The organism is Pseudomonas persica, assembly GCF_900291015.1.
In the GTDB taxonomy this organism is placed as follows: domain Bacteria; phylum Pseudomonadota; class Gammaproteobacteria; order Pseudomonadales; family Pseudomonadaceae; genus Aquipseudomonas.
On sequence record NZ_OLKL01000031.1, the window covers coordinates 25,445 to 39,494 of the forward strand.

The window sequence follows — 14,050 nt, forward strand, 5'->3', positions numbered from 1 at the left end:
CGCAGGACGTTTTTGATGACCACCGAAAAGAACAACAGCAATCCGATCGAAGACATCTACCCACTGTCGCCGCTGCAACAAGGCATGCTGTTCCACTCGCTGCTGCATGAAGACTCCGGCGTTTACCTGATGCAGGATCGCTATCGCATCGGCGGAGCCATCGACGAAGCAGCTTTCCTCGAGTCCTGGCGTCAAGTGGTGGCGCTGCACCCTTCCCTGCGTGCGAGCTTCCAGTGGAAAACCCAGAAACAACCGGTGCAGGTGATCCATCGCGAGGTCAAGGTGCCGCTGGACACCCTCGATCTGCGCGGCCTGGCCCCCGACCAACAGGAAGCGCGGATCCGCACGCTGCTGGCGGACGAGCAGAAGGTCGGCTTCAACCTGTCGAAGCCGCCGCTGATCCGCTTCCGCCTGGTGCGCTTGGGCGACGAGTCCTACGAATTCATCCGCAGCTTCCACCACATCCTGATGGATGCCTGGTGCATCTCGTTGGTGACCGTGGACTTTCTCAAGGTCTACGAAGCGCTGTGCAACGACCGCACCCCGCAACTCAAGGCCCCGAGGCCGTTCCGCGACTACATCCAGTGGCTGCAACGCCAGGACGCGAGCAAGGCCGAACAATTCTGGCGCCGCCAGTTGCAGGGCCTCGATGCGCCGACACCACTGACCGTGGACAACGGCGTGACCCGCGACCGCTACACCGATGCGGTACTGGTGGACGATCAACTGGTTCGACTGAGCGAACAGGAAACCCAGGCGCTGGCGACCTTCTGCCGCAGCAAGCGGATCACCCCGAACACCTTCTTCCAGGGCGCCTGGTCGCTGCTGTTGTCCCGCTACAGCGGGCAGCGCGACGTGCTGTTCGGCGTCACCGTGGCCGGGCGCCCAGCGGAGCTGACCGGCGTGGCGGAAATGATCGGCCTGTTCATCAACACCTTGCCGCTGCGGGTCTCGGTGGACCCCGCAGCGCCCCTCGGCCAGTGGCTGGGCGAGCTGCAGGGGCTGAACGTCGACATGCGCGACTATGAGCACACGCCGCTGACCGACATCCAGGGCTGGAGTGATTTCCCCCGGGGCGAAACCCTGTTCGACAGCATTCTGGTATTCGAGAACGCCCCGATCGACGAGCAGATTCTGCAGGGCGGTTTCCAGTTCAGCCTCGATGGCATGGACCACAGCGTGCACACCCACTACGGCCTGACGGTGGTGATCCTGCCGGAAGCGGAACTGGGCATCCGCGTGTCCTATGACCGCGAGCGTTTCGACGCAGCGACCGTGCAGCGCCTGCTCGGCCACCTGGCCTGCCTGGTGCGTGGCATGCTCGACACGCCAGACGCCACACTGGGCAGCTTCGAGCTGCTGGCTGGCGAAGAACGCCAGCAACTGTTGGGTGCATGGGCGGTAAACCTCCATGATTTTCCGCTGGAGCAAAGCTACGCCCAGCTATTCGCCAAGCAGGTCGCCCAGCGCGGCGATCAGGTGGCCGCGATCTGCGAGGGCCAGTCCCTGACCTACGCCGAACTGGATCGTCACTCGACTCGTCTGGCTCATGCTCTGCGGGACGCCGGTGCCGGCGCAGACCGACTGGTCGCATTGGCCGCCCCTCGCGGCCTGCCATTGCTGACCATGATGATCGCCGTGTTCAAGGCCGGTGCCGCGATGCTGCCGCTGGAGGTCAACCATCCGCCGGAGCGCCTGCGGGAAATTCTCCGGCTGTCCCGCGCGCCTCTGCTGGTGGTCAGTGAAACCTGCAGCGGGCTGCTCGACCCGCTGCTCAGCGGCATGGAACAGGCGCCGCAGGCCTTGTTCGCCGAAACCTGCTGGCAAGCTGGCAACGACGCACCGCTGCCGCTGCTCGGTAGCCCGGACAGCCTGGCCTACGTGCTGTTCACCTCGGGCTCGACCGGCACGCCAAAGGGCGTGATGATCGAACAGCGGGGCATGCTCAACAATATCTTCGGCAAGGTGCCGGCCCTTGGCCTGAACGCCGACGACCGCATCCCGCAGACCGCCTCGGTGGCCTTCGACATCTCGGTGTGGCAGTTCCTCGCCGCACCGGTGCTGGGTGCGACCGTACAGATTCTCCCCGATGAAGTGGCCCACGACCCACAGCGCCTGTTGCAGGTACTGGCCAGTGAGCGCTTGAGCGTGCTGGAAATAGTCCCGAGCCTGATGCGCACCTTGCTCGCCTTGTGCCCGTGCGACTTGCAACTGCCTGATCTGCGCTGGGTGCTGCCTACCGGTGAAGCTCTGCCGCCGACCGTGGCCCGCGACTGGTTCGCGCGTTTTCCCGACATCACCCTGATGAACGCCTATGGCCCCGCCGAGTGTGCCGACGATGTGGCCTTCCAGCCGATTTTCGAAGCCCCGGATGCCGATGTCAGCCACATGCCCATCGGGCAACCGACTGCCAACAACCGCCTGTATGTGCTGGACGAAGCCCTGCGCCCGGTGCCGGTCGGCGTGGCGGGGGAAATCTGCGTGGGAGGCGTCGGCGTCGGCCGTGGCTACCTGCACGATCCGCAGCGTACCGCCGAGGCCTTCATCGACCATCCTGCGCTCGAAGGGCGCATCTACCGCACCGGCGACCTGGGTCGCTGGCGTGCCGATGGCGTGATCGAATACCTTGGCCGCCGCGACCAACAGGTCAAGCTGCGGGGCCACCGCATCGAACTGACGGAGATCGAACACCGCCTGGCGCAACACCCGAACGTGCGCGAAGCCGCGGTGCTGCTGCGCGAGAACGGCGTCGGCGAAGCCTGGTTGGTGGCCTACTGGTCGGCGCACGACGAATCGCTGGGCAGTGAAAGCCTTGGCGAACACTTGCGCGGGCAATTGCCGCCGTACATGGTGCCAGCGGCGTTCGTCTGCCTGGAGAAATTGCCGCTGAACGGCAACGGCAAAGTCGACCGCAAGGCCTTGGCCGCCCACGCGCTGGACTGGCAGGCCGACACCCGCGAAAGCGTCGCCCCGCGCAACGAACTGGAAACGGCCGTGGCCAAGGTCTGGGCCGAGGTACTGGGGCGCGACAGTGTCGGGGTGGAAGACAACTTCTTCACCCTGGGCGGTCACTCGCTGCTGGCCACGCAAATCGTTGCGCGGCTGCGGGCGCACTTCAAGCTCGACCTGCCGTTGCGGGTGCTGTTCGAACAACCGACCGTGGCCCTGCTGGCGGTGGCGATTGCCGCGCGCCAGGCCGAAGCCGCTGCGCCGCAATCGACAACGAGCCAAGGGCCGAAAGCCCAGCCCCGCCCAGCGTTGTTGCCGCTGTCGTTCGCGCAACAGCGCCTTTGGTTCATCGAGCAACTGACGCCGGGTACCACGCTGTTCAACATCCCCTTCGCCCTGCAACTCAAAGGCGAGCTGAATGCAGAAGCACTGCACGCCAGCCTCAATGATCTGCTGGCGCGCCATGAAATCCTGCGTACCGGCATCCGCGACAACGACGGCGTGCCGTGCCAGCACATCAGCACGACGCTGAACATCGAATTGCCCTTCGACGACTTGTCCGGCCTGGCGGCCACCGCCCGCGAAGGCGCGCAGTACCGCGCCCTGCAGGCGACCTTCGAGCAACCGTTCGACCTGAGCAACCCGCCCCTGCTGCGTGCACGCTTGCTGCGCCTGGCGGCAGACGAGCACGTATTGGGCATCGCCCTGCACCACCTGGTCTCCGACGCCTGGTCGGCCACCATTGCCCTGCGCGAACTGGCCCTGGGTTATGAAGCCCGCTGCACCGGCAAGGCGGCCGAACTACCGGCCCTGCCAGTGCAGTACGCCGACTTCGCCCTGTGGCAGCGCGAGCACCTGCAAGGCGCGGAACTCAAGCGTCAACTCGACTACTGGACCACCACCCTGGACCGCAGCGACAGCGAAAGCAGCCCGTTGCTGGCACTGCCGACCGACCTGGCGCGCCCCTCGGTGCAGAGCTACCGCGCCGGCATCGTCCAGCGTGAACTCGGTGCCGACCTCAGCATGCGGGTGCAGGCGTTTGCCAGCCGCCTCGGCACCACCCCGTTCACCGTGCTGTTCGCCGGCTTCGCCGTGCTCATGCACCGTTTGAGCGGCGATGCCACCGTATTGATCGGCACGCCCGTCACCCACCGTGAACAACCCGGCACCGATGGTTTGCTCGGCATCCTGCTGAACAACCTGGCGATCCGTGCCGACTTCACTCCCCAGGCCGATTTCACCACACTGGTCGAGCAAGTGGCCAAGCGCCTGCGCGAGGGCCTGCAACATCAAGACCTGCCATTCGAGCAACTGGTCGACAGCCTGCAACTGCCACGCAGCCTCAGCCACGCCCCGCTGTATCAGGTAATGGTGGCCCAGCAATTGGCGATGGAATCGCGGCTGCGCTTCCCTGGCCTGGCGTTCGAAGCCCTTGATACTCCGCTCAAACAGTCCGAATGCGACCTGGACTTGCACGTGCTGTGCCCGGCCAATGCGCCGATCCAGCTGGAGTTGATGTACGCCCTCGATCTGTTCGTCGCCGACAGCGCCCGGCAAACCCTGGCCCGCCTGGAACACCTGCTGGAACAGCTGCTCGACGCGCCGCAGCGCCCCGTAGCCGCCCTGCCGCTACTGATGGCAGACGAATGGCAGCGCACCGTGGTCGAATGGAACCGCACCGAGATGGAGGTGCCGCAGCACCGGACCTTCGCCCAACTGTTCGAACAACAGGCCAAACGTACCCCGGACCGCGATGCCATCTGTTTCGAAGGTCGCAGCCTGAGTTACGCCGAGCTCGATCGCCGGGCCAACCAGGTCGCGCATTACCTGCGCGCGCAAGGCGTGGTGGCCAACCGCCCGGTGGCCCTGTGTGTCGAGCGCTCGCTGGAGCTGCTGGTGGGCCTGCTGGGCATTCTCAAGTCCGGTGGTGCCTATGTGCCGCTCGACCCGACCTACCCGGTGGAGCGCCTGGCCTACATGCTCGAAGATGCGCAACCGGCGCTGTTGCTCGGTCAGCAAGGGCTGTTGGAACAGCTGGGGGCCGACCTGCCACGCCTGCGCCTGGACACCGACGCTGCGCTGTTCGCCGATCAGCCGGGTAGCAACCTCCCGCCATTGGCCGGGCCCGATGACCTGGCCTACATCATGTACACCTCCGGTTCCACCGGTAAGCCCAAGGGCACCCTGGTCACCAACGGTTCGGTGGTCAACCTGGCCTGGGCGCGTATCCATGGCCTGTACCGTCGTTACACCGACCAGCCGATACGCACCAGTTTCAACTACTCGTTCGCCTTCGACAGTTCGGTGGCCGAACTGATTCTGCTGCTCGACGGCCACAGCCTGTACCTCACGCCGGAAGACGTGCGCTACGACCCCGAGGCCCTCGCGCAATTCTTCAGCGAGACCCGCCTGGACGCTTTCGAATGCACCCCGGCACAGCTCAAGGCCTTGCTGGAAAGCGATGGCGTGCGCCGTGGCGAGGTGTACCTGCCGCGTTTCGTGCTGTTCGGTGGCGATGCGGTGGACGCACAGCTCTGGCAACGCCTGCCGTCGATTGCCGGCAGCCGTTTCTTCAATACCTACGGCCCGACCGAATGCACCGTGGACGCCACCGGTTGCGCGGTCAGCGACTTCCCGGCGCGACCGATCATCGGCCGCCCCATCGCCAACGTGCGCACCTACGTGCTCGATGCCTGGCTGAACCCGATGCCAGTGGGTGTTCCGGGGGAGCTGCACATCGGCGGTGCCGGTGTAACCCTGGGCTACCTCAACCGTGCCGAACAGACCGCCAAAGTCTTCATCGAAGACCCTTTCTCGCCGCAGCCCGGTGCGCGCATGTACAAGTCTGGCGACCTGGTACGTTGGCTGCCCGACGGCCAGCTCGAATACCTGGGGCGCATGGACCATCAGGTGAAGATCCGTGGTTTCCGCGTGGAACTGGGGGAAATCGAAGCGCTGATCGGCGCCCAGCCCGGTGTGCGCCAATCGGTGGTGCTGGCCCGTGAGGACGTGCCCGGCGACAAGCGTCTGGTGGCATACGTCACCTGTGACGCCCAGGCCGATATCGACGGCTGGCGCAAGGCAATCGGTGCTGCCCTGCCCGACTACATGGTGCCTTCGGCGTTCGTGGTGCTGGACGCGTTGCCCCTGACCGACAACGGCAAACTCAATCGCAAGGCATTGCCGGCTCCGGATCTCCTGGCCGAGCCAGATGCCCAGGACCCACCACGCACGTTCGCCGAGCGGCAGCTGGCGGCGCTGTGGTCGGAACTGCTGAACGTGCCATTGACGCAGATCGGTCGCGATAGCCACTTCTTCTACCTGGGCGGCCACTCGCTGCTGGCGGCGGTACTGTTCTCCCGTCTGCGCCAACAGTTCGCCACGGTGCCAGCGCTGCGCTCGGTGTTCGAACAGCCGACGCTGGAAGCCCTGGCCGGGCTGCTCGGCGAACCGCTGCAAGCCCCTGCCACAACCTGGACAACAGCCCAACGTCCGACACGCCTGCCGCTGTCTTTCGAGCAGCAGCGCTTGTGGTTCCTGGAACAGTTGAGCGCCGGTGGCGGTGAATACAACGTGGTCAGCGCCGTGCAGTTCGACGGTGAGCTGAACGTGCCAGCCCTGCAAGCTGCACTGAATGCGGTGGTCGCACGCCATGAAAGCCTGCGCAGCCGCATTGTCCGTGACGCCGATGGTGAGCTGGCCCTGCACATCGACCCGCAAGCCGAGGTCGAGCTGCACCTGACCACGCTCAGCGCGAACAACGACCAGGCCTGGCAGCAACTGACCGACAAGGCGATCCACGCCGAGACCGGCCACCGCTTCGACCTGGCCAGACAGGTGCCGGTTCGTGCCACCTTGATTCACCGCGCCGGCCAAGCCCAGGCGCTGCTGCTGCTGAACGTGCATCACTGCGCCACCGACGACGCGTCCAGCCAGATCCTGCTGGATGAACTGGCACGGTTCTACGCGTCCCGGTGCGCGGGTGATGTTGCAGCGTTGCCGGCGCTCACCCTGCAATACCCGGACTACGCGCTCTGGCAGCGCGAACTGGGCCAGCAGGCGCTGTTCCGCGAGCAATTGGCCTACTGGCGTACGCAACTGGAAGATGGTGACTACCTGCTGGACCTGCCAACCCGGCAGGCTCGCCCCAACCAGCTCGAACCGGCCGCCGGTGCGCTCCGGATGCAACTGCCGCAAGAACTGACCGAACGCTTGCGTCAGTTCGCACGGCAGCGTGGCGTGACACTTTACATGCTGCTGCTCGGCGCCGCGCAGTTGCTGCTGGGGCGTCATGCCAACCAGCGCGACGTGCGCTTCGGTAGCCCAGTGGCCCAACGTCCGCGGGCCGAATTGCAACCGCTGGTCGGTTGTTTCGTCAATACCGTGGTGATGCGCTGCGACCTTGACCCAGCCCTGGACTTCGAAGGCCTGCTCAGCCAGGTTCGCGACCGCGTGCTGGATGCGCAGCAGCATCAGGACGTGCCGTTCGATCAGGTGGTCGAGGCCTTGAGCCCATCCCGCAGCCTTGCGCAGACACCGCTGTTCCAGGTGTTGTTCGTGATGCAGAACGCCGATGCAGCGGCCAGCCAGTGGCCGCGGTTGCAGGTGCATGAACGTGCGGTGATGGCGCAGTCCACCAAGTACGACCTGAACTGGGAGGTGCATGACGGCGAGGTGCTGTCCGTACTGCTGGAGTACCGCGCCGCGCTGTTCAGCGAAAACACGGTCAAAGCCTGGCTGGGACAATGGCAGAAATTGCTGGAAACCATGCTCGACGCGCCACGGACTCGCATCGGTGACTGGTCGCCATTGACCGCAACCGAGCGTCAGCAGCAACTGATCGAGTGGAACGCCACCGAGCGCCACTACCCTGGCCCGACCAACCTGCACACGGCGCTGTGCCAGCAGGCAGCCCTGACCCCGGATGCCCCGGCACTGGTGTTCGAAGGCCAACGCCTGAGCTATGCCGAACTGGATCAGCGTGCACAGCGGCTGGCCCGCGCCCTGCGTGCCCAAGGCATCGGCCGCGAAAGCATCGTGCCGGTGTGCATGGAGCGCTCGGTGGAAATGGTCGTCGCCCTGCTCGGTATCGTGCACGCCGGCGCCGCCTGGCTGCCGCTGGACCCGGAACTGCCGGCGGCACGCCTGGCGTTCCTCATCGAGGACGCCGACGCGCGCATCACCCTGGCCCAGGCGCAGTGGCTGGCCAAACTGCCAGCCGGGCACAACGCCTGGACCCTCGACGCCCTGCCGCAGCCGCCGGCGGGCGAGCCGTTGAGCGTCGAGGCCAACGACCTCGCCTATGTGCTCTACACCTCCGGTTCCACCGGCCAGCCCAAGGGCGTGATGAACGAACACGGCGCCCTGATGAACCGTATCCACTGGATGCAGGACGCCTTCCCGATCGGCCCGAACGACCGTGTGCTGCAAAAGACCCCGTACAGCTTCGACGTGTCGGTGTGGGAGTTCTTCTGGCCGCTGATCACCGGCGCGACCCTGGTGGTCGCCCGCCCGGATGGCCACCGTGACCCGGCCTACCTGAGCCAGTTGATCCAGCAGGAGCAGGTCACCACCCTGCACTTCGTGCCATCGATGCTGCGCGCCTTCGTCGAAGAGCCAAGCCTTGCGCACTGCCATAGCCTGCGCCAGGTGTTCGCCAGCGGCGAGGCACTGCCGGCGGACCTGGTGCGCCGCTTCATGAGCCGCCACCCGGCAGCGCTGGTCAACCTGTACGGCCCGACCGAAGCGGCCATCGACGTCTCGGTCTGGCGTTGCTCGGTCAATGACCTGATCGTGCCGATCGGCAAACCGATCGCCAACCTGCGCCTGTACATCCTCGACGCGGCCATGCAGCCGCTGCCAATCGGTAGCATCGGCGAGCTGTACATCGGCGGCGTCGGCGTAGCCCGTGGCTACCTGAAGCGTGCGGACCTGACCGAGGAACGCTTCCTCGCCAGCCCGTTCATCGAAGGTGACCGCCTGTACCGCACCGGCGACCGCTGCCGCTTCCTGGCCGACGGCAACATCGAATACCTCGGCCGCCTCGACCATCAGGTGAAACTGCGCGGCCAGCGCATCGAACTGGGTGAAATCGATGCCGAGTTGCTGAATCAGTCCGGCGTTCGCGAGGCCGCGACCCTGCTGCTCGACCAGCGTCTGGTGAGCTTCTGGTGCGGTGATGCCGACGACGGCGCACTACGCGTGGCACTGGGCGACAACCTGCCGACGCACATGGTGCCGAGCCTGCTGGTGCAACTGGACAGCCTGCCGCTCAACAGCAACGGCAAGCTCGACCGCAAGGCACTGGCCGCCACGGCGCTGCCGGACACCTGCAGCGAGCGAGCACAGGTCCCTCCGCGCAATGCTGCGGAAACTGTGCTCTGCGAATTGTTCAGCGAACTGCTGGGGCGGCCTTCGGTGGGTATCGAAGATCACTTCTTCCAGCTCGGTGGACACTCCTTGCTGGCAACCCGTCTGGTTGCCCGTGTTCGTGAACGCCTCGGCGCAACACTGCCGCTGGCACTGGTGTTTGCTCAACCGACCGTGGCGGCGTTGGCCGGGCATCTGCAAGCGGCACCTGCGGGCGAGCTGATTCCAGCCGCTGCGCGGCCGCAACGCTTGCCGCTGGGCCTGGCGCAACAGCGGTTCTGGATGCTCAGTCGTCTGGTGCCGGAGTCCCGCGAGTACCACATGCCGTTCGCCCTGTCCCTGCATGGCGCGCTGAACCCTCAAGCCTTGTGCGAGGCGTTCGAACAGGTCAGCCAGCGGCATCTGGTACTGCGCAGCCGCATCGTCGAAATCGACGGCCAGGCGCAGCTGTTGATCGACAAACAGGGCCCCGGCCTTGCGGTCACGACCGTCAATGCAGCGGACTGGCACGCGTGCTGCCATGATGCCGAGATTGCCCTGATGGCACCCTTTGACCTGGCAGCCGCCGCCCCTTGGCGCGCGCACTTGCTGCAACGCCAGGACAGCGACGAAAGCCGCTTGTTGCTGTGCCTGCACCACAGCGCCACCGACGGCTGGGCCATGCAGTTGCTGATCGACGAACTGAGCCAGGCCTACAGTGCCAACCTGCGCGGACAAGCGCCGGGCTGGAACGCACTGGAGATCGACTACGTCGATTTCGCCCTTTGGCAACAGCACCCGGACACCCTCGCCCGACGCAGCGCCAGCCTGGACTACTGGAAAGCCCATCTGGGCCAGGATGACTACCAACTTGACCTGCCTCTGGACCACCCGCGCGGGGCCGAAGCGGATCGCCGCGCCGGGCAGCTGACCGTCAGCCTCGGTGCCGAACGCGCCGATGCTATTCGCCAGTTCGCCCGCAAGCGCGGCACCACGGCCTATGTGGTGCTGGCCAGTGCCTTATCTGCCCTGCTCGCCCGCTACAGCGGCCAGCGCGAGATTCGCTTCGGCACCCCGGCAAACCTGCGTGACCAACCACAAACCCAGACGTTGCTGGCCTGCCTGGTGAACACCCTGGTGGTCCGCAGCGACATCGACCAGCAGGCACCGGCCGAACACCTGCTGGCCAGCCTGGAAGCCGATCTGCGGGCGGCCCAGGCCCATGCCGACCTGCCGTTCGCCAGCCTGGTTGGCGCCGTGGCCCAGCGCCGCGACCTGAACCGCACGCCCCTGTTCCAGGTGCTGTTCTCCCTCAACCACGGGCGCATGGACAGCCGCCAATGGCCGGGGCTGAGCATTGAAGAACAGACGTTGCCGGCTATCGATGCCAAGTTCGAACAGAGTTGGGAAGTCCAGGACGACGGCAGCGACATGGTCCTTGCCCTCGAATACCAGGCGGCGCTGTTCGACCCGTGCACGATGCAGCGCTGGAGCACGCAATGGTGCGCCCTGCTCGACGCGCTGGTGACTGCACCGCAGCGCCCGCTGGTGGAGCTGTTCCCGCAGCGCCAGGACCAGCAGCAACTGGACCGCTGGAACGCCACCGAGCGCCACTACCCTGGCCCGACCAACCTGCACACGGCGCTGTGCCAGCAGGCAGCCCTGACCCCGGATGCCCCGGCACTGGTGTTCGAAGGCCAACGCCTGAGCTATGCCGAGCTGGATCAGCGTGCACAGCGGCTGGCCCGCGCCCTGCGTGCCCAAGGCATCGGCCGCGAAAGCATCGTGCCGGTGTGCATGGAGCGCTCGGTGGAAATGGTCGTCGCCCTGCTCGGTATCGTGCACGCCGGCGCCGCCTGGCTGCCGCTGGACCCGGAACTGCCGGCGGCACGCCTGGCGTTTCTCATCCAGGACGCCGACGCGCGCATCACCCTGGCCCAGGCGCAGTGGCTGGCCAAACTGCCAGCCGGGCACAACGCCTGGACCCTCGACGCCCTGCCGCAGCCGCCGGCGGGCGAGCCGTTGAGCGTCGAGGCCAACGACCTCGCCTATGTGCTCTACACCTCCGGTTCCACCGGCCAGCCCAAGGGCGTGATGAACGAACACGGCGCCCTGATGAACCGTATCCACTGGATGCAGGACGCCTTCCCGATCGGCCCGAACGACCGTGTGCTGCAAAAGACCCCGTACAGCTTCGACGTGTCGGTGTGGGAGTTCTTCTGGCCGCTGATCACCGGCGCGACCCTGGTGGTCGCCCGCCCGGATGGCCACCGCGACCCGGCCTACCTGAGCCAGTTGATCCAGCAGGAGCAGGTCACCACCCTGCACTTCGTGCCATCGATGCTGCGCGCCTTCGTCGAAGAGCCAAGCCTGGCCCGCTGCCACAGCCTGCGCCAGGTGTTCGCCAGCGGCGAGGCACTGCCGGCGGACCTGGTGCGCCGCTTCATGAGCCGGCACCCGGCAGCGCTGGTCAACCTGTACGGCCCGACCGAAGCGGCCATCGACGTCTCGGTCTGGCGTTGCTCGGTCAATGACCTGATCGTGCCGATCGGCAAACCGATCGCCAACCTGCGCCTGTACATCCTCGACGCGGCCATGCAGCCGCTGCCGATCGGCAGCATCGGCGAACTGTACATCGGCGGCGTCGGCGTAGCCCGTGGCTACCTGAAGCGTGCGGACCTGACCGAGGAACGCTTCCTCGCCAGCCCGTTCATCGAAGGTGACCGCCTGTACCGCACCGGCGACCGCTGCCGCTTCCTGGCCGACGGCAACATCGAATACCTCGGCCGCCTCGACCATCAGGTGAAACTGCGCGGCCAGCGCATCGAGCTGGGTGAAATTGATGCCGCGCTGCTCAGTCAGCCAGCCATCACCGGTGCCTGCACCCTGGTGCTCGACAACCGATTGATCGCGTTCTACAGCGCCAACGCAGCGCAAGCGGACCTGGCCACGCTGCTCGGCGCCCAATTGCCAGCCTACATGGTGCCTGCAGTGTGGGTCGAAGTACCGACCCTGCCGCTGACTACCAACGGCAAGATCGACCGCAAGGCCCTTGCCGCCCTGCCTTTGCCGCAATGTCAGGAAGCCCGCGTCGCGCCGCGCAATGAACTGGAAACGATATTCTGCCAACTGTTCGCCGAGTTGCTCGGCGACATGATGAGCAGTGGCCGCGAGGTCGGGACCACGGACAGCTTCTTCGCCCTGGGCGGTGATTCGATCCTCGGCCTGAAGCTGATTTCGCGGCTGCGGGAACAGGGGTATTCGCTGACACCAAAAGACCTGTTCCGCTCGCCGACCCCGGCAGCCTTGGCCCAGGTGGCCAGCCCGCTGCTGACCCTGGCCGAACAGGGTGACGTGACCGGTGTCATGCCGTTGATGCCGTTGCATCGGTGGTTCTTCGATCAACAGCAGCCAAACGCCGCGTACTGGAACCAGTCGGTGCTGGCCGACAGTGATCGACACCTGGAGGGCGCAATCGTGCAGGCCACCCTGGATCGACTGGTGGCCCACCACGACGCCCTGCGCCTGCGCTTCGCCGAACACGACGGGCAGTGGCAGGCACACATTGCGCCAGTCGAAACAGCGCGACTGACCGTGTGCGAACAGCCCGAGCAATTGCAGCAAGTCGCTCGGAGCCTGAACCTGCAGGACGGTCCACTGTTCGCCGCAGCGCTGTTGCAAGGTCAACCGCAACGCCTGTATCTGGTCGCTCACCACCTGGTCGTCGATGCCGTGTCCTGGACGCCGCTGCTGGAGGATTTCCAGCAGCTGTATCAAAGCCTGGAGCGTGGCGAGAACCCGGTATTGCCGGCAAAAACCACCTCCTACCGCCAATGGGCCGAGCATATGCACGCCTACGGCGACAAGGTGGGCGCCGAACAGCGCTACTGGAGCGCCCAGAGCGGCTTGAACCCGACACCCATGGCGACGGTCGCCGAGCGCCAGACCCTGTCGGCGCGTTGGGATGCCGCGCGTACCCAGCAATGGCTGACCGAGTCCCACGCCGCTTATCGCACGCAACCGGAAGAGCTGCTGATCGCCGCCCTTGCCGCAACCCTGGCGCAAGCCGAGAACCGCACCGAGATCGTCGTCGACCTTGAACGTCATGGTCGCGATGCGCCCTTCGACGGCCTGGACGTCAGCCGTACCGTAGGCTGGTTCACCACCCTGTTCCCGCTGCGGGTGAAATCCAGCGGCGCCCCTGCCGAGCGCGTCCGCGACGCCAAGCAAGCCTTGCGCGCAGCACCGGGCAACGGCCTGGGGCATGGGCTGTTGCGTCAACGTGGCGAGCTGCCGCCAAGCCGTGGCGATGTGCTGTTCAACTATCTGGGGCACGAACAGACGCCCGAGGGCTGGTTGCGCGCCAGTCTCCTGAACGCACCGGCTGAAGTGGACCCGACCAACCGGGTGAGCCATGGCCGTGAAGTGGTGGCCTGGCTGGAAAACGGCGTGCTGCATATCGAATGGCACAGCGTCACGCCGGACGCCGACAGCCGCCTGCCCGCTCGCCTGCTGGAGCACCTGCAGGCACTGGTTGCCCACTGCCTCGATCCGCAGGCCGGCGCGCTGATGCCATCGGATTTCCCGCTGGCCAAGGGTATCAACCAGAAGTCCCTGGACAAGCTGCTGAGCAAGCTCAAGACCAAACCGAATGCCCAAAGCTAGCGGGCGACGCGGCGCGTGGGTGGCCAACCCGCGCGCCTGCGGCGGCGCTCGCCACGTTTTCAAGAAAGCTTTCCAAGACTTTGCTACG

The 14,050-nt window shown here is 65.9% G+C and carries 1 protein-coding gene; it reads left to right on the plus strand.

Translation table 11 applies throughout. The annotated features are described in order from the left end of the window. The first annotated feature begins 15 nt into the window (after positions 1–15). Positions 16–13,962 (plus strand): non-ribosomal peptide synthase/polyketide synthase, encoded by a 13,947-nt coding sequence (locus FQ664_RS15180; RefSeq protein ID WP_144172978.1) that lies wholly within the window; start codon positions 16–18, stop codon positions 13,960–13,962. The last annotated feature ends 88 nt before the right edge of the window (positions 13,963–14,050 follow it).